Here is a 22,492-nt window from a genome sequence, read left to right as displayed (position 1 = left end):
GCCGGAGGAGCCGGAGGCGCAACACCCGCAGCAGGCTCAACCACCGCAGCCGGAGGAGCCGGCGGAGCCGGAGGCACAACAGCCGCAGCAGGCTCAACCACCGCAGCCGGAGGAGCCGCAGGAGCCGGAGGCACAACACCCGCAGCAGGCTCCACCACCGCAGCCGGAGGAACCGGCGGCGCCGGAGGCGTCACGGCCTCCACGGAATTGCCAGCCGGGACAGCCGGTGCGGGCGGAGCCGGAGGCGCAACACCCGCAGCAGGCTCAACCACCGCAGCCGGAGGAGCCGGCGGCGCCGGAGGCGTCACGGCCTCCACGGAATTGCCAACCGGGACAGCCGGTGCGGGCGGCGCCGGAGGCGAGAACCTCTCGACCGTGCTCGTCGAGCCACCACCCGGAGCCGGAGGCGCCGGAGGAGTCACGGCCTCAACAGAATTGGCAGCCGGAACAGCCGGCGCCGGCGGAGCCGGAGGCGAGAACCTCTCGACCGTGCTCGTCGACCCACCACCCGGAGCCGGAGGTGCCGGAGGAGCCACATTTTCGACCGAACTCACCGCCGGACCACCCGGAGCCGGAGGCGCCGGAGGAGTCACGTTCTCCACCGAACTCACCGCCGGACCACCCGGAGCCGGAGGCGCCGGAGGAACCACGTTTTCGACCGAACTCACCGCCGGACCACCCGGAGCCGGAGGCGCCGGAGGAGTCACGCCGCTCGAAGAATCGACGGTGGCCGCCGGCGGAGCCGCAGGAGCAGGAGGCGCCACCGCCCCACCCGAACCACCAGCCGGAGCACCCGGAGCCGGCGGAGCAGGCGGCGTCACACCGGCGGCCGGCTCCACCACAGCAGCCGGCGGAGCAGGCGGAGCGGGAGGCGCCACCGCCCCACCCGAACCACCAGCCGGAGCACCCGGAGCCGGCGGAGCAGGAGGCGCCACACCCGAAGCCGGCTCCACCACACCGGCAGCCGGCTCAACCACAGCAGCCGGCGGACCCGCAGGAGCAGGAGGCGCCACACCGGCGGCCGGCTCCACCACACCGGCAGGCACGGCAGGCGCAGCAGCAGGCGCACCCGCCCCACCCGAACCACCGGCCGGTCCGCCTACAGCGCCCGGCGCGGGAACCGCCGTGCCGGCAGCCGGCTGCACCACGGCCGCCGGCGGAGCCGCTGGCGCAGCAGGCGCACCCGCCCCACCCGAGGTGGCCACCGGAGCACCAGGCGCGGCAGGCGCCGGAGGAACTGCGCCACCCCCTGCACCGGCCGTCGGCACACCCGGCGCGCCGGGAGCCGGCGGTGTCGCGCCGCTGGCGGTGTCGACGCGTGCCGTCGGCGGCACCGGACCCGACGGCGGAGTGATGCTTTGCGACGACGTCGTCACCGGCGCACCCGGGACAGGCGGACGAGGCGGTGTCGCGGCGGCGGTTCCGTTGAGCGACCCGGCAGGCGGGATCGCGACCGACGGCGGTGTCGCCGATGCGGTGCCGTTCAGCGACCCGGCCGGCGGGATCCCCACCGACGGCGGCGTCGCGGTGGCGATGCCGTTGGTCGATCCGGCCGGCGGGATGGGACCCGCCGGCGGTGCGGTGTTGGTCAGAGCGGAATTAGCCCCCGGCAACGTCTGCGGCAGGCGCCCCGGCACGGTGAGCAGCTGCTGCATGATGTTCACGCACGGAACGCCGGGGCTCACTGCCCCAGGCTCAGCGATCGCCGTCGCAGGATTGAACAGCTGAACGATCCAGCAGGCCCCTGCGGTAGCCAGGGCGGTGAAGCCCAATCGGTTCGTGGTCCGCGACATGTTCCCTCAGTTCTCTGTGCGCTTCCTACTGACGCTTGCGTCGGGGGGAACGTATGCCGGTTCAGCGAATTGGCCGTTGCGACAATTCTGGCGTTTATAGAACTGTTGCAAATGAGAAGTGCTTCGGTGACCGGACGCGGGTCAACGCAGGTGAGCAGGGCATCTGCTTCGCTTAGGCAACGAACTGGGCGAACTCACGGCCCACCGCGGGAAACGCCATGACCTACCGCGGCGAACGGTCGACGGCGCCGATCGCGCGTCGTTTCGCCCGACCAGCCTGGTGAGGGGCGCTCGCCTACCCGGGGACGCGCTGAAGGAGGCGGACCACCTGATGCAACGGCTCAGATGACGTCGCAACCTCCCCGACGAACGGATGCGACAACTCCAGCACCAGGAACAGTTGCGCTCCGACGAGTACGCCCAGAATGGCGACCATCGTGTAGTGCGTAGCGGCCTTCTCGACGCTGTAGATGATCGCGCACCCCAGCAGCAGGCCACTCGTCAGGAATATGACGGCCCACAACGACCACGGCGGGCCGGTGTCGGTTCGTGCCTGCAGCACACGCTCGGAGCGTGCCTTGCTCATGTCGTTGAGGTTGGAGAACGAGGCGGACAAGAGCGCCTTCTGCGCGTCGCCACGGACTTCGACCTGCTCGTACGCGGCGTAGAGGCGGGTGAGCGCATCGTCGGCGTCAGTCGAGGAACCGCCCTTGGCGGCTTCGTCCCACTCGGTGATCGCGGCCTGGTGATAGGCCAGCAGGCTCTGCCGGATCCGACTCTCGTCAGGCTCGTCGAACACGTGGAGATCCCGGGCGAGTTGTGCGCCCGCCGACCCTTCGGCACGCGCTCTGTCATCCGCGCCGTTGATCTGACCCCACGTCGCCGACACCACGAATCCGATGAAGAAGGCGAAGACGAAACCGACGACTCCGAAGGCGAACTTCGTGACATCGTTGTGCTCGTCGCCCCGCAGGTGTTCTGCGAACCGGCGGCGGACGATCATCTGGACGCCGACAGCTAGGCACGTTGTGAGCGTTACCAGCCCGAGGAGCAGAAGCCATGACGGCAGATGACCGACCAACCACAAACTCACCCAGGGCCGCCCATCTCGTCGGGCCCGATCACTCGGCTGACACGGGCTTTCCGACTCTAGGTGCGCGGCGTCGTACGCGGGGACGAATAAGCCATTTCGTGTGCTGTCTCGCGCACACCGCGCCCGCTTAGGGACCGATCACAGCGTGAGCTGGTCCAGAAGGGTCCGCACGCGTCGTTCCACCTCATCGCGGATCGGACGCACGGAGTCCAGGTCCCCTCCGGCCGGGTCGGCCAGTTCCCAGTTCTCGTAACGCTTGCCGGGTATGTAGGGGCACTCGTCTCCGCATCCCATGGTGACGACGACGTCGACGGCTTCCACCATGTCCGTTGTCCACCGTTTCGGTTGTTCACCCGCGATGTCGATCCCCCTCTCGGCCATCGCTTGTACGGCGGCGGGATTGACCTCCTGCGCCGGCTCGGACCCTCCGGAGTAGACCCGGACGTGCTCGCCGGCAAGGCTTTTGAGGAAGCCCATGGCCATCTGGGAGCGGCCGGCGTTGTGCGTGCACAGGAACAGCACGCCGGGTGTTCGGTCATTCATCGTCCGTTGCCCTCCGCTGTGTTTCAGCACTGACAGGTGAGCGAAAACGTCTGCGCAACAACAGTGACACGTACACGAGGGCGACGAGAACGGGGACCTCGATGAGCGGGCCGACCACACCTGCGAGGGCCTGGCCGGAGGTCACCCCGTAGGTGGCGATGGCAACGGCGATGGCGAGTTCGAAGTTGTTGCCCGCTGCGGTGAACGCGAGCGTGGTGGTGCGCTGATAACCGAGACCGAGCGCCGCGCCGAGCAGGTAGCCACCGCCCCACATGAGCGCGAAGTACATCAACAGCGGCACGGCGATGCGTAGAACGTCGAGTGGGCGACTGGTGATCTGCTCACCCTGGAGCGCGAACAGAACGACGATGGTGAACAGAAGGCCGTAGAGCGCCCACGGCCCGACTCTGGGAAGAAACGTCGATTCGTACCAGGCCCGCCCCCTGACCTTTTCACCCACGCGGCGCGACAGATAGCCCGCAAGCAGAGGGATGCCCAGGAAGACGAGCACCGACTGCGCGATGTCCCATGGCGAAGCGCTGATGGTGGCGGTTTCCCAGCCGAGCCATCCCGGCAGGACGGACAGGTAGAACCATCCCAGAACGGCGAACATCACGACCTGGAACAGCGAGTTGAGCGCCACCAGGACGGCCGCGGCTTCCCGGTCACCGCATGCGAGGTCATTCCAGATGATGACCATCGCAATGCAGCGCGCGAGCCCGACGATGATCAGCCCCGTGCGGTATTCCGGCAGATCCGGCACGAGCAGCCACGCCAGCGCGAACATCAGCGCAGGACCGAGCACCCAGTTCAGCACCACGGAGCTCACGAGAAGCCTGCGGTCGCCGGTGACGGTGTCGAGCCGGTCGTATCGCACCTTGGCCAGCACCGGGTACATCATGACGAGCAGACCCAGCGCGATCGGTATCGAAATGCCCTGTATCGCAATGCTGTTGAGAGCGTCGTCGAATCCGGGCAACGAACGGCCGAGCAGCAGCCCGACGGCCATCGCCAGGCCGATCCACACCGGGAGGAATCGATCCAGCCCGGAGAGTTGCCTGACGACGGCCGAGTCGGTGCCGCTATCCACCCGTTGGGTCACGACGCCGCACTGCTGGCGCTGCCGCAGCACGCGGCACTTTCGCCGCCGTCGTCGCCGAGCGCGGACGAGTGCGTGCCGAACGTCTCCGAGTCGGCGAGCACGGTGTACACCTCCCACTTCTCCCCCGCCGGGCCCGTGACCCACACCTTGTCCTGGGTGGCGAAACAACAGGTGGTGCCGATCTCCTCTTCGGTGAAGAGACCCTCGCCCGCGAGGCGGGCGATCTCGGTGTGAACCGTCTGACTGTTCTCGACTTCGGCCCCGAGGTGGTTCAGGGTGCCGCCGTGCCCGGGGTTCTCGATGAGAACCAGCTTCAGCGGCGGGTTGGCGACCGCGAAGTTCGCGTAGCCCGGCTTGACCTTCGCCGGTGCGGTGCCGAACAGTTTCGAGTAGAAGGCGACAGCCTCGTCGAGGTCATCGACGTTGAGGGCGAGTTGTGCACGGGACATGGCGACCTCCGTTACCTGTGTGACTTATGTCGAACTTCTGATGCCGTCCAGAATCACCCCCTTTTCGATATATGTCAACAAGGTGTGGCAGAATGTTGTGCATGCCGAAGACACTGCCCACCGTCGACATCTCCGCACCGGTCTGTTGCTCACCGGTCGCGGCCGGACCTGTCGGCGACGAGGCGGCACTCGAGATCGCTCTGCGACTCAAGGCGCTGGCCGATCCGGTACGAGTCAAGCTGGTGTCACTGCTGTTCAGCTCCCAGGACGGTGAGGTGCGCGGGAGCGACCTCGCGACAGCCGTCGGCCTCGCCGAATCCACTGTCAGCCACCATCTTTCGCACCTGCGCCGGGCGGGACTGATCGAGTCGGAACGGCGCGGTATGAACGTCTACCACCGACCGCGGCGGGAGTCTCTCATCGCGCTCTGCACGGTGCTGGACCCGAACTGCTGCCGGTAGTTCTAAAGCAGGTGACGGGATTCGAACCCGGATCGCCAATGAGGCGACTGCATGGTGACGACGTCAGCGGGATGCTGCAGCGCGGTGCGCGCCAGCGTAACCAGAAGTTGCTTTCGGAAACGAAAGCAAACACATCAGGCGCTTCTCCGGTCCACCTACCTCGCTTCGCGCGCATCGACCCCACGCAGACGCAACCCTGGTCCCGCATGTGTCGCCAGTTCAGTGAGTTTCGGGAGGCAAACTTTGCGATCGCTAGGACGAACCGCATGTCAGAGGATCGCGAGGTGATCGTGCCCGAGGCGCGTGGTTGAACACGGGCCTGCAACGGAGGGCGGCGTACCTTTGGAATAGGGGGGCATCAAAACTATCGACCACAGGGGGAAACATGATTCGCGTTCTTGTTGCGGCAACTGCCATCGGCGTAGCTGGCTTCGGCTTGGCTCCGACCGTGTTGGCTGAACCTTTCGCCGTCGGCCCTTCATCCAGCTCGGAACTGCCCGCATCGCCGGTGAGCCAGCAGAACGCCGTGCGGGCCGCAGAGGAGTATCTGGAAGTAAGCGCCTTCTCCCGGCAGGGGCTGATCGAGCAACTCGAATACTCAGGGTTTTCGACCGCGGACGCAACGTTCGCGGTCGACGCCATCGTCGTTGACTGGAATGAACAGGCAGTAAAGGCCGCTCAGGAGTACCTCGAAGTCAGCGCTTTCTCCCGAAGCGGACTGATCGACCAGCTTGTGTACAGCGGGTTCACCCCGAGTCAAGCCGCGTACGGAGTCGCCGCAACGGGTCTCTGATCAACGGCGCTCGACCCGAACTGCTGCCGGTAGTTCTGGAGCGGATGACGGGATTCGAACCCGTGTAAACGGCTTTGCAGGCCGGTGCCTAGCCACTCAGCCACACCCGCGTCGCCATCGACAATGCCCGACGGCCGTCTCCGGGCCCATCTTTTCGCTCGCCGTGATTCCTTCTGGCGCCGGCTGGGTGAGCCACTTGGTCAATGGGTCCGGCAACTTCGTGCGGACGCGATGACGCCCATGGCGACGAAGGCCGCGAACACCGCGAACAGCCAACGGGCCGCCGTCGCGTTCCCGGCGTCGGTGAGGTTGACGACCACCCCCGCAAGCCCCGCCCCGAAGGCCCCGCAGATGAGTTGGACGGTGTTGATCGCCGCGGCGGCCGCTGGCCCTTCGGCCGGATCGTCGACGCGACTCATCGCCCATGCGGACAGATGTGGCCACGCGATCCCGATTCCGGTACCGGTCACGAGCAGCCCGACCGCCCACAGCGCCGCCCAGCCCGGCGACATCTCGTCGCGCAGCGCGATCATGCCGAGCGTCAGACCCGCCGCCATGACGAGCGGGGCGAGAGCGACAGTGCGCACGATGACCCGGGTGCGGGTCAGCGAGGCACTCACGATTTCGCCGCCCGTCCATCCGACGGAGAGCACGGCACCGAAGAACCCCGCGATCACCGGTGCCATACCGGCGAGACGCTGCCCGAACAGCGGCACGTACATGTCCACCATGGTGGCGGCCATCAGCAGCCCCAGCGTCGCGTAGATCCACTTCAACGGGCCGGGGCCGAACGTGCTGGGCGGCAGCACCGCAACCTCGGCGCGGCGATCCACGAGCACGAAGACGACCACCACGGCGACGCCGGCGGCGAGCAATCCGGCCGTCGCGCGAGTGTCGTGCGGGATCCCCGCCGTGCTGACCACCAGCGCCGCGGCTCCCAGCAACAGCAGAGACCACAGCGGGATACGCAGGCGTGGCCGATCCGCGTCCGGGCTCTCGACGCGGCCGGGCAGGGCGAACGGCACCAGCACTCCCATGGCGACGGTGAGCGCGACCAACAGTCCGAACGCCCACCGCCAACTGCCGAACTGCGCGAACAGCCCACCCGCGGCGGGGCCGACGAGGGTGCCCACGCCCCACATGGCGGACACCAATGCCGATGCGCGCGTCCACAATCGGCTCGGCAGTGCGGTATTGATCACCGCGTACCCGAGGCCGGCGAGCAACCCACCCGCCGCACCCTGCACCGTCCGCCCGACGAGAAGCAGTTCCATGGTCGGGGCCAGCGCACACCCCAGGCTCCCGGCCGCGAACACGCTCAGGCCAGACCAGTACGCCCGACGCGGACCCAGACGCATGAGCAGCGGGTGCACCGTTGTCGCGGCGATCACCGAGGCGACCAGATACACCGTCGTCACCCACGCGTAGAACCGCTGACCGCCGATGTCGGCGACGGCGCTCGGCATCAGGCTGATGGTGAGGAACTCGTTCGTCGCGTACAGGGCGACACCGCCCGCCAGCACGGTCGACGTACCCAGGTGGGCGGGGCCCAGCAGGTCCCGCCAGGTCGCCACCGAGACGCGTGAAGTGTCAGTCACGCCGCCCACGCTAGGAGCTCAAGGGCGGTTGAGGTCAACCCCTGTCACTTCAGGCCTGCGGCGTCCATACCGCGCAGTTCCTTCTTGAGGTCCTGGATCTCGTCGCGGATCCGGGCGGCCAGTTCGAACTGCAGGTCGCGGGCCGCAGTCATCATCTGCTCGGTGAGATCCTTGATCAGGTCTGCCAGTTCGGCTCGCGGCATGTTCGTGGTGTCGCGGCCCTCGACGATGCCGGCACTGACGGCACGGCCCGGCTCGCCCTGAGCGCGGCGGCCTCGCGACGCGTTGCGGCCGGACCCGCCGACCTCGACGGTCTCGCTGTCGTCGGCCTCGCGGTACACCTGGTCGAGGATGTCGGCGATCTTCTTGCGCAACGGTTTCGGGTCGATGCCCCGTTCCTCGTTGTAGGCGATCTGTTTGGCCCGGCGACGTTCGGTCTCGTCGATCGCCTCGCGCATCGAATCGGTGATCTTGTCCGCATACATGTGGACCTCACCCGACACGTTGCGGGCGGCACGGCCGATGGTCTGGATGAGGCTGCGCGTCGACCGCAGAAAACCTTCTTTGTCGGCGTCGAGGATCGCCACCAACGAGACCTCAGGGAGGTCCAGACCCTCACGCAGCAGGTTGATTCCGACCAGCACGTCGTACTCGCCGAGCCGCAACTGGCGAAGCAACTCGACGCGGCGCAGTGTGTCCACCTCCGAGTGCAGATAGCGAACCCGGATGCCCAACTCCAGCAGGTAGTCGGTGAGGTCCTCGGCCATCTTCTTGGTCAGCGTGGTGACCAGCACCCGTTCGTCGAGTTCGGTGCGCTTGCGGATCTCGCCGATCAGATCGTCGATCTGCCCCTTCGTGGGTTTGACCACCACCTTCGGATCGACCAGGCCGGTCGGGCGGATCACCTGCTCGACGAACTCGCCGCCGGACTGGCTGAGCTCGTAGGGACCCGGCGTGGCCGACAGGTACACGGTCTGGCCGATCCGCGATGCGAACTCCTCCCACGTCAGCGGCCGGTTGTCCACCGCCGACGGCAACCGGAACCCGAAGTCGACCAGGTTGCGCTTGCGCGACATGTCCCCTTCGTACATGCCGCCGATCTGCGGCACCGTCACGTGGGACTCGTCGATGACGAGCAGGAAATCTTCCGGGAAGTAGTCGAGCAGGGTCGCCGGGGCCGACCCGGCGGGGCGCCCGTCGATGTGGCGCGAGTAGTTCTCGATGCCGGAACAGAACCCGACCTGACGCATCATCTCGATGTCGTAGTTGGTGCGCATCCGCAGCCGCTGGGCTTCGAGCAGCTTGCCCTGCCCTTCGAGCTCGGCCAGCCGGTCCTCGAGTTCCTTCTCGATCGTCGAGATGGCTTGCGCCATCCGTTCCGGGCCGGCGACGTAGTGGGTCGCGGGGAAGATCCGCAGCGAATCGACTCTGCGGACGATGTCGCCGGTCAGCGGGTGCAGGTAGTACAGCGCCTCCACCTCGTCACCGAAGAACTCGATGCGCACCGCGAGCTCCTCGTAGGACGGGATGATCTCGACGGTGTCCCCGCGCACCCGGAAGGTCCCGCGGGTGAACGCCATGTCGTTACGGGTGTACTGCACGTCGACGAGCAGCCTCAGCAGCCCGTCGCGCGGCACCTCGTCGCCCACCTTCAGCTCGACCGACCGGTCCATGTAGGACTGCGGCGTGCCCAGACCGTAGATGCAGGAGACCGACGCCACCACGACCACGTCACGCCGCGACAGCAGGCTCGACGTCGCGGAGTGCCGCAGCCGCTCCACGTCGTCGTTGATGGAGCTGTCCTTCTCGATGTAAGTGTCGGTCTGGGCGATGTACGCCTCGGGCTGGTAGTAGTCGTAGTACGACACGAAGTACTCGACAGCGTTGTGCGGCAACATCTCCCGCAGTTCGTTCGCGAGCTGGGCGGCGAGCGTCTTGTTGGGCGCCATCAGCAGCGTCGGCCGTTGCAGCCGCTCGATCAGCCACGCGGTGGTGGCCGACTTGCCGGTACCGGTCGCGCCGAGGAGGACGACGTCACGTTCTCCCGCCCGGATGCGCCGCTCCAGCTCGTCGATCGCCGCGGGTTGGTCCCCGGCGGGCTGGTAGGGACTGACCACCTCGAACCGGTTGCCGGTACGCACCATCGCCTCGACCGGGCGGTACTCGGAGTGCGCGAGCACTGGGTGTTCGGTAGCGAAAGCCATTTCACCAGGGTAGAACCAGCCACCGACAACCTCTTGTTCGCGGTTCTATGCTGAGGTATCCATCCACCCAAACACGAGACGTTCGACCTGCTCGCCTGCACGAACACCGACCCCAAGGGCATCGTGCGGGCCGTCGACGTCTATTCGGTGGAACCGTGGGGGCTCTACATGGCCCGCCCGACACCCGGTCGCGCGCAGTTCCACTATCTCGAGTCGTGGCTGCTGCCGTCGCTGAACCTGCGCGCGTCGGTGTTCCACTTCAACCCGGGGTTCGAGAAGGACCAGGACTTCTACCTCGACGTCGGCAGCTATTCGCCGGGGCCACACCGGTGGACGGCCGAGGACCACTATCTCGATCTGGTGGTGCGGACCGGGGTCGGAGCGGAGTTGTGCGACGTCGACGAACTGCTCACCGCGGTGCGGCACAACCTGCTCACCCCGGAGGTGGGCGAGCGGGCCGTGCAGACGGCGGTGAACACCGTCGACGGCCTCGCGCGGCACGACTACGACCTCCACCGCTGGCTTGCCGGCAACGGTATGGTCCTGTCGTGGCGGACATTGTAAGGTCATCTACATGAACTCCGTCATGCGCGGATTGGCCGCGGGCGCCGCGGCCGCGGCCGTCGTCGGTGGCTTCCAGTTAAGTCCCGCCGTCGCGTTCGCCGACCCGGATGTTCAGCCGCAACCGGTCGCGCAGGAGAACCCGCAGGTGCTCCGCAACGTCGTCTACCGGGCCCGCATCGACGGCGTGTCCCGCGGCGCCACCATCACCTACAGCGCCGAGAACGATCAGACGCTGACGGCCAACCCGACCATGGTGCCGGGCCGGGTGTTCGAGGTGAACACGGTCCTGCCGGAGACCGGTGTGGCCACCATGAAGGTGTCGGTGCAGTGGCCGTACTCGGCGAATCTGCACTGCGAGATCCTCGTCGACGACCAGATCGTGGCTCAAGCAGACGATTTCATCGCCCCGCGCTTCCTGCCGCAGGACCCCGACTACGCCGCCCTGACGTGCGAGGCGCCGGTCGCCATGCAGGCGCCCGCGCCGGTAGACCCGGCTGCACCGGTCGATCCCGCGCCACCGGCGGATGCCGAACCGGTTCCTCCCGGTTTGTGACCGCTCAGGGCCGCCAGCCGGTCGCCTCCGCCCACGCCAGCGCCTTCGGGTAGGCCTCGGCGAACCAGGGTTCCTTGGCGTCCGCGTAGTCCGGCGCGCTGAGCGCCGCCCGCTTGACCTGCACGTAGTCCTCACGCGCTTCGGGGTTCGCGGTCAGCCACGCCGGGAACAGCAGCGCGAACCGCTGGTTCGGCCAGCCCTCGACGCGCAGATGGATATTGGCGGGACGGCCCGGATCGGCTGCGCCGTGCACCCGCTTACCCCACCGCCCGGTGTCGTCGTGCGCCACGTCGGTCTCATGGTCCGGCAACCGCGGGTAGCCCACGGCGGCCAGCGCACCGGCGATCTCGTCGGCGTCTTGGAGCGACGCCACCGTCACCTGGATGTCGAAGACGTCCTTGGCGTCGAGCCCGCCGACCGAGGTGGATCCGACATGGTCCGCCCGTAGCACCTTCGCCCCCGCGGCCGCCTTCACGCGGTTGATGATCCGCTGCGCGTCCGCCGCCCAGACCGGATTGTGCGGCACCAGCCCGGGCGCGGGGCGCACCGCCTGCCCGTTGCGGATGTTCTCCGCGAGCGGCAGCACCCGGTCGAACCAGAGCTGCCTCGCCTTCTCGACGAGTTCCTCCTGGGTGCCCGAATTGTTCAGCAGCACATCGGCGATGGCGCGTCGCTGCTCATCGGACGCCTGAGCCTTCATCCGCGCGCGGGCGTCGTGCTCCGGTAGGCCGCGTTTGATGAGGCGGGCGACGCGGGTTTCTTCATCGGCCCACACCACCACGACGAGCGGGAAGAAGGGCGCCATCCCGGTTTCCACCAGCAGCGGGATGTCCTCGACCACGACGGTGCCGTCGGCGACCGAGTCGATGATCTCCTGCCGGCGCTTGCCGACCAGCGGGTGCACGATGCCGTTCAAAATAGCGCGCTGTTCGTCGTCCTGGAATGCCTTGGCGGCCAACGCCGGCCGGTCCAGCGCACCGTCGGGCAGCAGGATGTCCTCGCCGAACGCCTCGACGAGCGCGGCCAGACCCTCGGTGCCCGGCGCGACGACCTCGCGGGAGATGACGTCACCATCGACGATGACGCCGCCGCAGTCGGCGAACGTCGCGGACACGGTCGACTTGCCCGCCCCGATGCCGCCGGTCAATCCAATTCTCAGCACCGCACCAGTCTGTCAGGACCCGGATACGGCGAACGCCCCGGCTCGCGGTGAGCCGGGGCGTTCGTCGAGATGGCTGCTAGGCGTTGCCGGCCAGCTTCTCCCGCAGTGCGGCGAGCTGGGCGTCGCTGGCGAGCGTTCCACCGGAAGACTCCTCCGAGCGCGACGAGCCGTTCGACACCGGACGCGCGGCCTCTTCGGCCTCGGCCGCGGCGAACTTCTCCATCTGCGCGGTGTGCATCTTGTGCCGGCGCTCCGCCTCGGCGTAGCGGGACTCCCACTCCTCACGCTGCTTCTCGAAACCTTCGAGCCATTCGTTGGTCTCGGAGTCGAAGCCCTCGGGGAAGATGTAGTTGCCCTGCTCGTCGTAGCTGTCGGCCATACCGTACTTCGAGGGGTCGAACTCCTCGGTGTAGTCCTCGTTGGCCTGCTTGAGCGACAGCGAGATCCGGCGACGCTCCAGGTCGATGTCGATGACCTTGACCATCGCGTCGTCGCCGACCTGGACCACCTGGTCCGGGACCTCGACGTGGCGCTCGGACAGCTCGGAGATGTGCACCAGACCCTCGATGCCCTCCTCGACGCGGACGAACGCCCCGAACGGCACCAGCTTGGTGACCTTGCCCGGCACGATCTGGCCGATCGCATGGGTACGGGCGAAGTGACGCCACGGATCTTCCTGAGTCGCCTTGAGCGACAGCGAAACCCGCTCGCGGTCCATATCGACGTCGAGCACCTCGACGGTGACCTCGTCGCCGACGGTGACGACCTCGGACGGGTGGTCGATGTGCTTCCAGGACAGCTCGGAGACGTGCACCAGGCCGTCCACGCCGCCGAGGTCGACGAACGCGCCGAAGTTGACGATCGAGGAGACGACACCCTTGCGGATGGCGCCCTTCTGCAGCTGGTTGAGGAACTCGCTGCGCACCTCGGACTGGGTCTGCTCCAGCCAGGCGCGGCGGCTCAGCACCACGTTGTTGCGGTTCTTGTCGAGCTCGATGATCTTGGCCTCGATCTCCTTGCCGATGTACGGCTGCAGATCGCGGACCCGACGCATCTCGACCAGGGAGGCGGGCAGGAAGCCGCGCAGGCCGATGTCGAGGATCAGGCCGCCCTTGACGACCTCGATGACGGTGCCCTTGACGGCCTCGTCCTTTTCCTTGAGCTCTTCGATGGTGCCCCAGGCGCGCTCGTACTGGGCGCGCTTCTTGGACAGGATCAGGCGGCCTTCCTTGTCCTCCTTGGTGAGGACCAGGGCTTCCACCTCGTCGCCGACGGACACAACCTCATTGGGGTCGACGTCGTGCTTGATGGAGAGCTCGCGGGAAGGGATGACGCCTTCGGTCTTGTAACCGATGTCTAGGAGTACTTCGTCGCGATCGACCTTGACGATCGTCCCCTCGACGATGTCGCCATCGTTGAAGTATTTGATGGTCTTGTCGATGGCGGCGAGGAAATCCTCAGCCGAGCCGATGTCGTTGACGGCTACTTGCGGCGAGGTGACGGAGGGACTTGGCATGTGGTGGGTTGCTCCGGACAGGTTTACTCGTAGGTACAGGTGATTGGTTGGTGACCTGAGATCGCGCACACAGGTACCTGTCGAGCCTACTCGACTCGGTCCATGCAGGACAAACCCGGATCAGCCCGGTCTCCGCCGCCCCGCGTGCCGCGGCGAAAGCCCAGATCGCCCCGGTCAGGGGGCTACCCTGCTCTGGTGTCCCCCGTCGGCACCCCGCCTCCCCCGCATCTGCCCGTTTCGCCGTGGGCCCGGCAGGTCCGCAAGGTCGGCGCCCCGCTGGGGCTGCTGATCGCGCTCGGGACCCTCGCGGGCGTCCTCGTCATCCTGCTGACCGCGGTCAACCCGGTCGGCACGGCGGTCGGGTTCGTCCTGTCCAGCATCGCGATGGCCGTCGTCGTGCTGGCTTACCTGTGGCTGGACCGGTGGGAGCCCGAACCGCCGCGGCTGCTGGTGTTCGCGTTCATCTGGGGAACCTCGGCGGCCGTCGTCATCTCTGCGGTGTTGCAGATGTTCCTCGAGGTGTGGCTGAACCCCGCTGTCGGCACCGCCGACTCGGGCGCCAGTCCGGTGACGCTGGTCCTGGGCGCCCCGCTGACAGAGGAGGCCGCCAAGGGCCTGTTCCTGCTGATCATGATGACCGGGGCGCGTCGCAACGAGATGAACTCGCTGACCGACTGCCTGGTCTACGCCGGCCTGGTCGGTGCGGGCTTCGCGTGGCTCGAGGACATCCTCTACATCGCCAACGGCGAATCGCTGGCCGATTCACTGCTGACCGCCGCGCTCCGGCTGATCATGGCGCCGTTCGCCCACTCGCTGTTCACGACGGTGTTCGCGATCGGCGTGTGGTTCGCCCTGCACCGCCGCGACGCCGCCGCGCGAGCCGGATTCCTGCTCCTCGGCTACGCCGGGGCAGTGCTGCTGCACGCCATGTGGAACGGTTCGTCGCTGCTCGGGGTCGAGGCGTACTTCGGCCTGTACGTGTTCTGGATGATGCCGATCTTCGGGCTGGCGATCCTCCTGGCCATCCGGAGCCGCCGTCGCGAACAGCACATCGTCGCGGCCAAACTCCCCGGGATGGTGGCCGCGGGAGTGGTGACGCCCGGCGAGGCGGCATGGCTGGGCTCCCTCCGCGGCCGCAACCTGGCCGTCGCGGAAGCGAGGCGGATCGGCGGCAGCCAGGCCGGCGATTCGGTCAAGCGTTTCGCCCACCAGGTCGTCGAATTGGCGTTCGTCCGCGACCGCATCGACCGCGGTTTCGGCGACCCACGCGTGGTCGGGCTCCTGCACGAGGAGACCTACGCGGTGTACGCGGCCAGGGCGGCATCGCCGGCGCTGCAGTCGATGGCCGGCTACCGCGCGACGCTCGGGCTTTGAAGTAGCACGGGTGCGACGGCACGTCAGTGCGCCGCCGCGTCCCAGCTGCGCCCGTACCCGACACTGACCTCGAGCGGCACGTCGAGCGCGTATGCGCCGCCCATCTTGTCGCGAACCAGCTGTTCGAGCGTCTCGCGCTCGCCGTCGGCGACTTCGAACAGCAATTCGTCGTGCACCTGAAGCAGCATCCTCGACGAGAGCCCGGCGTCCTTGATCGCCTGGTCGACGTTGATCATCGCGACCTTGATGATGTCGGCGGCGCTGCCCTGGATCGGGGCGTTGAGCGCGGCCCGCTCGGCGGCCTCACGGACGTTGCGGTTGCTGCTGTCCAGTTCGGGCAGGTAACGGCGGCGACCGAACACCGTCGAGGTGTAGCCGTCCTTGCGGGCCTGGTCGACGACATCGCGCAGGTAGTCGCGGATACCGCCGAACCGGGCGAAGTACTGGTCCATCTGGACCTTGGCCTCTTCGGTGGAGATCTTGAGCTGGGCGGCCAAACCGTAGGCGCTCAGGCCGTAGGCCAAGCCGTAGGACATCGCCTTGACGCGGCGGCGCAGGTCCGGCGTCACCTCGTCGATCGGCACGTCGAACGCCCGCGACGCGACGAATGAGTGCAGATCCTCGCCGGTGTTGAAGGCCTCGATCAGCCCGGCGTCCTGCGACAGGTGCGCCATGATGCGCATCTCGATCTGGCTGTAGTCAGCGGTCATGAGTTCGGCGTATCCGTCACCCACGACGAACGCGTCGCGGATTCGCCGACCCGCTTCGGTGCGGATCGGGATGTTCTGCAGGTTCGGTTCGGTCGAGGACAGCCGACCGGTCGCGGCGATGGTCTGGTTGAACGTGGTGTGGATGCGCCCGTCCGAGGCGACGGAGTTCAACAGCCCGTCGACGGTGACCTTGAGCCGGGTGGCGTCGCGATGCGCCAGCAGGTGCTGCAGGAACGGATGGCCGGTCTTGTCGAACAGCGACTGCAGCGCGTCGGCGTCGGTGGTGTATCCGGTCTTGGTCTTCTTCGTCTTCGGCATCTCGAGTTCGTCGAACAGCACCGCCTGGAGCTGTTTGGGGGAACCGAGGTTGATCTGCTTGCCGATCACCGCGTAGGCCGCCTCGGCGGCGTCGCGGATCAGGTCGGCGAACTCGCTCTGCAGCTGTCGCAGTTGGTCGACGTCGACGGCGATCCCGATGTGCTCGATCTCGGCGAGCACCCGCTGCACCGGCAACTCCATCCGGCCCAGCAGCGAGGACGAATCGATGCGGGCCAGTTCCTCGTCGAGGGCCGCGGCGAGGTCGAGGACCGCGACAGCACGCAGAATCAGCGTCTGGACGGCTTGATCGTCGCCGCCCTCACTGTCGTCGAGCAGTGAGAGTTGTTGTTGCGCAGGGTTATCCGCGCGGAGTTCGCGACGCAGGTAGCGCAGGGACAGGTCGTCGAGGCTGAAGCTGCGCTGCCCGGGCCGCACCAGATAGGCGGCCAATGCGGTGTCGGAGGTGACCCCGGCGAGCTTCCAGCCGCGGCCGGCGAGGTCGTGCATCGCCAGCTTGGCTTCGTGCAGCGCCTTCGGCGGGCCGGGGTCGGCGAGCCAGGACGCCAGCGCCGCCTCGTCGTCCGGGTCCAGCGAGGTCGTGTCGATGTAGCGGCCGTCGCCGTCGGCGGCGACGATGGCCAGCGCGGTGGCGTCGGCGTCGTAGGCGAGGTGAGTGCCGACGACCGCGAGCCCGAACCGGTTGCCGAGGCTGTGTTCGGAGAGCCAGGCCGCGAGTTCGCCGCGCTCGAGCGCCTTGCCCCGGACGTCGAAGCCGTGCTCGACCTCGGGTTCGACGGCCGCCAGCGTCTCGAACAGCCGGTCGCGCAACACCCGGAACTCGAGGTCGTCGAACAGCCGGTGGATCTGGTCGCGGTCCCAGGGCTGCACCCGCAGGGTGTCGGGGGTGTGCGGCAGCGGGACGTCCTTGACGAGGTCGGTGAGTTCGCGGTTGAGCACCACGTGGGACAGGTTCGCCCGCAGCGCGTCGCCGACCTTGCCCTTGACCTGGTCGACGTTGTCGACCAGGGCCTGCAGGGACCCGTATTCGGCGATCCACTTGGTGGCGGTCTTCTCCCCCACGCCCGGGATGCCCGGCAGGTTGTCGCTCGGATCGCCCCGCAGCGCCGCGAAGTCGGGGTACTGCTGCGGCGTGAGCCCGTACTTCTCGAGCACCGCGTCCGGGGTGAAGCGGGTCAGTTCACTGACGCCCTTGCGCGGGTAGAGCACGGTGACGTCGTCGCTGACGAGTTGCAGCGCGTCGCGGTCACCCGTCACGACGAGCGTCCGGAACCCCTCGGTCTCGGCCTGGGTGGCGAGCGTGGCGATGATGTCGTCGGCCTCGAAGCCGGGTTCGGCCAGCACGGCGATGCCCAGCGCGACGAGCACCTCCTTGGTGATGTCGATCTGTCCGCGGAACTCATCGGGCGTGGACGAGCGCCCGGCCTTGTACTCGGGGTACTTGTCGACGCGGAACGTCTGGCGGGAGACGTCGAAGGCGGCGGCCACGTGGGTGGGCTGCTCGTCGCGGAGCAGGTTGATGAGCATCGCGGTGAATCCGTAGACCGCGTTGGTGGTCAGCCCGCCCTGGGTCTTGAAGTTCTCCGCCGGCAGCGCGTAGAAGGCGCGATACGCCAGTGAGTTGCCGTCCAGCAGCATCAGTGTCGGCTTGTCGTCCGCCTTGGCGGCGGCCGTCTTCTTGTCTGCAGAGGTGCTGACTGGGCTCACGGGCACAACTCTAGGCACCCGCGGTGACACACAGGTGTTCGCGGGCCATGCCGAAGTGCCCGCCCGCTGACTGGAACACGTTTCAGTTTTACCGGTCGTCTGGGTACGCTGACCGCGTGTCAGCAGCTTCCACGCAACCGGCGATCGACGGCTGGTTCGCCACCGACGGGTCCGGTGGGGCCTATCTGATCGGCGGCAAATGCCATCAGTGCGGGACCTACGTCTTCCCTCCCCGGGCGAACAACTGCCCCAATCCCGCCTGTGACGGCGACGACCTCGCCCAGGTCCCGCTGTCCCGGCGCGGAAAGCTGTGGAGCTACACCGAGAACCGCTACGCCCCGCCCCCGCCGTATCCGTCCCCGGATCCGTTCGAACCCTTCGCCGTCGCCGCGGTCGAATTGGCCGACGAAGGCCTGATCGTGCTCGGCAAGGTGGTCGAGGGAACGCTCGCCGCCGACCTGAAGGTCGGCATGGAGATGGAACTGACCACCATGCCGCTCTACATCGACGACGACGGCGTCGAGCGCATCGTGCACGCCTGGAGGATCGCCCGATGAGCCCCGAACCCGTCTACATCCTCGGCGCCGGTATGCACCCATGGGGCAAGTGGGGCAACGACTTCACCGAGTACGGAGTGGTCGCCGCCCGCGCCGCACTGGCCGAGGCCGGCCTGGACTGGCGCCAGATCCAGTTGGTGGCCGGCGCCGACACCATCCGCAACGGGTATCCCGGCTTCGTCGCAGGATCGACGTTCGCCCAGAAACTGGGCTGGAACGGCGTGCCCGTCACCTCGAGTTACGCCGCATGTGCCAGCGGATCGCAGGCGCTGCAGAGCGCCCGCGCGCAGATCCTCGCCGGCTTCTGCGATGTCGCGCTGGTGATCGGCGCGGACACCACCCCGAAGGGGTTCTTCGCCCCCGTCGGCGGCGAGCGCAAGAACGACCCCGACTGGCAGCGCTTCCATCTCATCGGCGCCACCAACACCGTCTACTTCGCGATGCTCGCGCGCAGGCGGATGGATCTGTACGGGGCCACGCTCGAGGACTTCGCTCAGGTGAAGGTCAAGAACGCCCGCCACGGCCTGGACAACCCGAACGCGCGCTACCGCAAGGAATCCTCCGTCGAGGACGTCCTGGCCAGCCCCGTCGTGTCCGATCCGCTGCGCCTGCTGGACATCTGTGCGACGTCCGACGGCGCGGCGGCGCTCATTGTGGCCAGCAAGTCGTTCGCCGAGAAGCACCTCGGCTCGGTCGAGGGTGTGCCGTCGGTGCGCGCGGTGAGCCTACAGACGCCGCAGTACCCGCAGCACCTGCCCGAACTGCCCGACATCGCCACTGATTCGACGGCCGTGGTGCCGGCACCCGAGCGGGTGTTCAAGGACCAGATCCTCGACGCGGCGTATGCCGAGGCCGGGATCGGTCCGGAGGATCTCAGCGTCGCCGAGGTCTACGACCTGTCCACCGCGTTGGAACTCGACTGGTACGAACACCTCGGGCTGTGCCCCAAGGGCGAGGCCGAGCAGCTGTTGCGCAGCGGCGCCACGACGATCGGCGGCCGGATCCCGGTCAACCCGTCCGGCGGGTTGGCGTGCTTCGGCGAGGCCATCCCGGCGCAGGCGATCGCGCAGGTCTGCGAATTGACCTGGCAGCTCAAGGGTCAGGCCACCGGCAGGCAGGTCGAGGGCGCGAAGGTCGGCGTGACGGCGAACCAGGGGTTGTTCGGCCACGGCTCATCGGTGGTCGTCGCGCGGTAGCCGCGCAGAACCGGCGGACCCGGCTCAGGCGACACCCAGGTAGGCGGCGCGAACGCTGTCGTCGTGCAGCAGTTCCCGGGCATTGCCCGTCCGGGTGACCTCGCCGGTCTCGAGGATGTAGGCACGATCGGAGCGTGACAGCGCCTGCTGCGCGTTCTGCTCGACCAGCAGCACGGTCGTGCCCTGAGCGTTGATGTCGGCGATGATCTTGAAGATCTGCGAGATCACCATCGGCGCAAGCCCCATCGAGGGCTCGTCGAGGAGCAGCACCTTCGGCCGGGCCATCAGCGCCCGCCCGATCGCCAGCATCTGCTGTTCGCCGCCGGACAACGTCCCGCCGACCTGTGAGCGCCGCTCCGCGAGCCGAGGGAACGTCTCGAACACCCAGTCCAACCGCTCACGATGCTCCGCCTTGCTGGCGAATTTCCGTGAGTAGCAACCCATTTCGAGGTTCTCGGTCACGGTCATCCCGGGGAACACGCCACGCCCCTCGGGCGCCTGGATCAAACCGTCCGCCACCCGACGGTGGGCCTTCACCCGCGAGACGTCCTTCCCGTCGAACCACACCGACCCCGAGGTGAGCGGGCGCAGGCCGGAGATGGCCCGCATCATGGTGGTCTTCCCCGCGCCGTTGGACCCCAGCAGCGTGACCAGCTCACCTTCGTGCACCTTGATGGACACCCCGTGCAGCGCCCGGATCCGGCCGTAGTGCACGACGACGTCGCGGACCTCGAGCAGGACCTTGCGCGGCTCAACCGATTTCGTCATCAGGCACTCCCAGGTAGGCGGCGATGACCTTCGGGTCCTCGCGGATCTCGGCGGGCAGCCCGTCGGCGATCTTGCGGCCGAACTCCAGGACGACGATCCGGTCGGTCACCCCCATGACCAGCCGCATGTCGTGCTCGATGAGCAGTACGGTGTAGCCGTCGTCGCGGATCTTGCGGATCAACTCGATCAGCGCGGCCTTCTCGGCGGGGTTGAAGCCGGCCGCGGGTTCGTCCAGGCACAGCAGTTTGGGTTCGGTGGCCAGCGCGCGGGCGATCTCCAGGCGCCGCTGATCGCCGTAGGGCAGGTTCTTCGCCTTCTCCTCGCCGCGGTGCGCGATTCCGACGAAATGCAGAAGCGCCGCCGAGCGCTCGATCGCCGACTTCTCCTCCCGGCGGTGCCGCGGCGTGCGGATCAGCGCCCCGGGCACCGAGGTCAGGTGCCGCGCATCGGTGCCGACCATGACGTTCTCCAGCGCCGTCATCTCCCCGAAGAGCCGGATGTTCTGAAACGTCCTGGCGATTCCGCGCCGGGTGATCTGGTGGCGCTTGATGCGGCCGAGGGGTTTTCCGTCGAACGTCACCGAACCCGAACTGGGGCGGTAGACACCGGTGATGGCGTTGAAGCAGGTGGTCTTGCCCGCGCCGTTCGGACCGATCAGACCGAGGATCTCGCCGCGCCGGATGTCGAAGGTCACCGAATCCAGCGCGGTCAGACCGCCGAACTTCACGGTGAGATCGTGGGTCTGCAGCAGGGTCTCGCCCTCGGCCGCCTCGATCTCCCGGTGCACACCGGAGAGCTCTTCGATCGTCATCGCACCGCCCCCTCGTTCTCGCCGGGCGCCCGGCGCAACAGGTCACGCGCCGCCTTGCCGTAGGTGAGCAGTTGCTGACGCGCCGGGAAGAGCCCCTGCGGGCGGAAGATCATCAGCACCACCAGCGCCAGTCCGAAGAACAAGTACTTCAGGTCGCCGAGGTTGATGCCGAGGAAGTGCACGCCGAGAAGCCGGTTCGGCAGGTAGACGATGATGAACGCGCCGAAGATCACGCCCAGTTTGTTGCCCTGCCCGCCGAGGACGACCGCGCACAGGAACAGCATCGAGTTGATGATGTTGAACGTCGGCGGCGCCACGTACTGCACCTGGCCGGCGTAGAGCGCCCCGGACAGCCCGCCGATCGCGGCGCCGATCACGAACGCCCACAGCTTGAAGCGGAAGGTGTTGACCCCCATGACCTCCGCGGCGTCCTCGTCCTCGCGGACCGCCACCCACGCCCTGCCGACCCTGCTGCGCTCGAGGTTGCCGACCAGCAGCAGGATGCCGACGATCAGCAGCAGGCCGAGCCAGAACCACCAGGTGCCGTAGTTCGCCTCGCCCGTCGAATTGGCCCGCGAGAACACGCCTTCGGGGAGCCGCTCACTCTCCCCCACCCGCGGGTACTCGACCTCGTTGAGGCCGCGGGGCCCATTGGTGACGTCGGAGAGGTTGTCGGCGAGCAGGCGGATGATCTCCCCGAAGCCGAGCGTGACGATCGCCAGGTAGTCACCGCGCAGCCGCAGTGTGGGGGTGCCCAGGATGAGCCCCGCGAGCGCTGTCACCGCCATCGCCAGGGGCACACACGCCAGCCACGCCCAGTCCGTCGTCAACCAGCCACCGGGACCGGCCTGGTTCCACGGGCTGCTGGGACTGGTCAGGAGTGCGACGGTGTAGGCGCCGACGGCGTAGAAGCCGACATAGCCGAGGTCGAGCAGACCTGCCTGTCCCACAACGACATTGAGGCCGATCGCGATGATCGCCACCATCGCGAACTGGGCCATGGTACCGCCGAAGCTGATGCCGGGTGTGTTGAGGAACGGCGGGGTGAACAGCGGCAGCAATGCCAACAAGCCGAACAGCAGCACCCCGAACAGCCATTTCACCGGCCGGCTCAGGCTCGCCCACCAGGCGCGCAGGCCGTCGCCGGGAGCGAGCAGTTTGTCCGTCCTGCTCATGGGCGCTCGCGTCGCGCCTCCCTGCTG

21 protein-coding genes and 1 tRNA gene are annotated in these 22,492 nt (G+C 67.7%); 8 read left to right on the top strand and 14 right to left on the bottom strand.

The window, feature by feature from the left end; translation table 11 throughout:
• Positions 1–817: 817 nt before the first annotated feature.
• Positions 818–1,078 carry a hypothetical protein gene (locus AU195_RS25720; protein WP_157531151.1) on the bottom strand — a complete coding sequence of 87 codons (261 nt, stop codon included), beginning with the start codon at positions 1,076–1,078 and terminating at the stop codon, positions 818–820.
• Between the two features lie 47 nt (positions 1,079–1,125).
• Here AU195_RS25720 and AU195_RS25715 point away from each other — a divergent pair, with 47 nt between their 5' ends.
• Positions 1,126–1,728: a hypothetical protein gene (locus AU195_RS25715; protein ID WP_157531150.1), complete on the top strand. Its 603-nt coding sequence runs from the start codon at positions 1,126–1,128 to the stop codon at positions 1,726–1,728.
• Positions 1,729–2,088: 360 nt separating this feature from the next.
• Here AU195_RS25715 and AU195_RS15855 read toward each other — a convergent pair whose 3' ends face one another.
• The 4 genes from AU195_RS15855 to AU195_RS15840 all read right to left on the bottom strand — a co-directional run bounded on the left by AU195_RS15855 (position 2,089) and on the right by AU195_RS15840 (position 4,980).
• A complete protein-coding gene (locus AU195_RS15855) occupies positions 2,089–2,886 on the bottom strand; it encodes a bestrophin-like domain (protein ID WP_059160010.1) in 798 nt (265 codons plus the stop codon).
• Between the two features lie 138 nt (positions 2,887–3,024).
• Entirely contained in the window at positions 3,025–3,429 is a 405-nt protein-coding gene (locus tag AU195_RS15850) for an arsenate reductase ArsC (protein WP_059160009.1), read from the bottom strand.
• Positions 3,422–4,531: an ACR3 family arsenite efflux transporter gene (gene arsB / locus AU195_RS15845; RefSeq protein ID WP_059160019.1), complete on the bottom strand. Its 1,110-nt coding sequence runs from the start codon at positions 4,529–4,531 to the stop codon at positions 3,422–3,424. The genes AU195_RS15850 and arsB overlap by 8 nt, the downstream gene beginning before the upstream one ends.
• Positions 4,528–4,980 carry an ArsI/CadI family heavy metal resistance metalloenzyme gene (locus AU195_RS15840; RefSeq protein ID WP_059160008.1) on the bottom strand — a complete coding sequence of 151 codons (453 nt, stop codon included), beginning with the start codon at positions 4,978–4,980 and terminating at the stop codon, positions 4,528–4,530. Before AU195_RS15840 ends, arsB begins: the two co-directional genes overlap by 4 nt.
• A gap of 101 nt (positions 4,981–5,081) precedes the next feature.
• Between AU195_RS15840 and AU195_RS15835 the strand changes: the two genes are divergently transcribed.
• Positions 5,082–5,441, top strand: coding sequence for an Rv2640c family ArsR-like transcriptional regulator (locus AU195_RS15835; protein WP_059160007.1), 360 nt, complete (start codon positions 5,082–5,084; stop codon positions 5,439–5,441).
• A 385-nt stretch (positions 5,442–5,826) separates the two neighbouring features.
• Positions 5,827–6,234 carry an Ltp family lipoprotein gene (locus tag AU195_RS15830; protein WP_082703079.1) on the top strand — a complete coding sequence of 136 codons (408 nt, stop codon included), beginning with the start codon at positions 5,827–5,829 and terminating at the stop codon, positions 6,232–6,234.
• Between the two features lie 36 nt (positions 6,235–6,270).
• On the opposite strand, the gene AU195_RS15825 is transcribed toward AU195_RS15830, so the two are convergent.
• The 3 genes from AU195_RS15825 to uvrB form a co-directional block, all read right to left on the bottom strand.
• Positions 6,271–6,344, bottom strand: a tRNA-Cys gene (locus AU195_RS15825).
• A 90-nt stretch (positions 6,345–6,434) separates the two neighbouring features.
• A complete protein-coding gene (locus AU195_RS15820; RefSeq protein WP_059160017.1) occupies positions 6,435–7,832 on the bottom strand; it encodes an MFS transporter in 1,398 nt (465 codons plus the stop codon).
• A gap of 44 nt (positions 7,833–7,876) precedes the next feature.
• Positions 7,877–10,036, bottom strand: coding sequence for an excinuclease ABC subunit UvrB (gene uvrB / locus AU195_RS15815; RefSeq protein ID WP_059160006.1), 2,160 nt, complete (start codon positions 10,034–10,036; stop codon positions 7,877–7,879).
• A gap of 57 nt (positions 10,037–10,093) precedes the next feature.
• On the opposite strand from uvrB, the gene AU195_RS15810 reads away from it, so the two are divergent.
• Positions 10,094–10,600, top strand: a complete 507-nt coding sequence (locus AU195_RS15810; protein ID WP_172800604.1) for a ribonuclease FAU-1 family protein — start codon at positions 10,094–10,096, stop codon at positions 10,598–10,600.
• Positions 10,601–10,610: 10 nt separating this feature from the next.
• Positions 10,611–11,153: a hypothetical protein gene (locus tag AU195_RS15805; protein WP_059160004.1), complete on the top strand. Its 543-nt coding sequence runs from the start codon at positions 10,611–10,613 to the stop codon at positions 11,151–11,153.
• Positions 11,154–11,157: 4 nt separating this feature from the next.
• On the opposite strand, the gene coaE is transcribed toward AU195_RS15805, so the two are convergent.
• Both coaE and rpsA read right to left on the bottom strand, forming a co-directional pair.
• Complete coding sequence (gene coaE / locus AU195_RS15800) at positions 11,158–12,315, bottom strand: dephospho-CoA kinase (protein ID WP_059160003.1); 1,158 nt, start codon at positions 12,313–12,315, stop codon at positions 11,158–11,160.
• A gap of 76 nt (positions 12,316–12,391) precedes the next feature.
• Entirely contained in the window at positions 12,392–13,831 is a 1,440-nt protein-coding gene (gene rpsA / locus AU195_RS15795) for a 30S ribosomal protein S1 (protein ID WP_059160002.1), read from the bottom strand.
• A gap of 195 nt (positions 13,832–14,026) precedes the next feature.
• On the opposite strand from rpsA, the gene AU195_RS15790 reads away from it, so the two are divergent.
• Entirely contained in the window at positions 14,027–15,205 is a 1,179-nt protein-coding gene (locus AU195_RS15790; protein WP_059160001.1) for a PrsW family intramembrane metalloprotease, read from the top strand.
• A 23-nt stretch (positions 15,206–15,228) separates the two neighbouring features.
• On the opposite strand, the gene polA is transcribed toward AU195_RS15790, so the two are convergent.
• Positions 15,229–17,889 carry a DNA polymerase I gene (gene polA / locus AU195_RS15785; RefSeq protein ID WP_172800602.1) on the bottom strand — a complete coding sequence of 887 codons (2,661 nt, stop codon included), beginning with the start codon at positions 17,887–17,889 and terminating at the stop codon, positions 15,229–15,231.
• A gap of 185 nt (positions 17,890–18,074) precedes the next feature.
• Between polA and AU195_RS15780 the strand changes: the two genes are divergently transcribed.
• Entirely contained in the window at positions 18,075–18,515 is a 441-nt protein-coding gene (locus AU195_RS15780; protein ID WP_059159999.1) for a Zn-ribbon domain-containing OB-fold protein, read from the top strand.
• Positions 18,512–19,711 (top strand): lipid-transfer protein, encoded by a 1,200-nt coding sequence (locus tag AU195_RS15775; protein ID WP_059159998.1) that lies wholly within the window; start codon positions 18,512–18,514, stop codon positions 19,709–19,711. The genes AU195_RS15780 and AU195_RS15775 overlap by 4 nt, the downstream gene beginning before the upstream one ends.
• Positions 19,712–19,735: 24 nt before the next feature.
• Here the strand turns inward: AU195_RS15775 and AU195_RS15770 are convergent, their stop codons facing one another.
• Genes AU195_RS15770 through AU195_RS15760 form a run of 3 tightly spaced genes read right to left on the bottom strand, consistent with a single transcriptional unit; the run spans position 19,736 to position 22,465 of the window.
• Complete coding sequence (locus AU195_RS15770) at positions 19,736–20,479, bottom strand: ABC transporter ATP-binding protein (protein ID WP_059159997.1); 744 nt, start codon at positions 20,477–20,479, stop codon at positions 19,736–19,738.
• Positions 20,463–21,290, bottom strand: a complete 828-nt coding sequence (locus tag AU195_RS15765) for an ABC transporter ATP-binding protein (protein WP_059159996.1) — start codon at positions 21,288–21,290, stop codon at positions 20,463–20,465. Before AU195_RS15765 ends, AU195_RS15770 begins: the two co-directional genes overlap by 17 nt.
• Positions 21,287–22,465, bottom strand: coding sequence for a branched-chain amino acid ABC transporter permease (locus AU195_RS15760; RefSeq protein ID WP_286149281.1), 1,179 nt, complete (start codon positions 22,463–22,465; stop codon positions 21,287–21,289). Before AU195_RS15760 ends, AU195_RS15765 begins: the two co-directional genes overlap by 4 nt.
• Positions 22,466–22,492 lie beyond the last annotated feature (27 nt).

This window comes from Mycobacterium sp. IS-1496 (assembly GCF_001499995.1).
GTDB lineage: Bacteria > Actinomycetota > Actinomycetes > Mycobacteriales > Mycobacteriaceae > Mycobacterium.
This window is presented reverse-complemented; position numbering and strand designations above follow the sequence as displayed.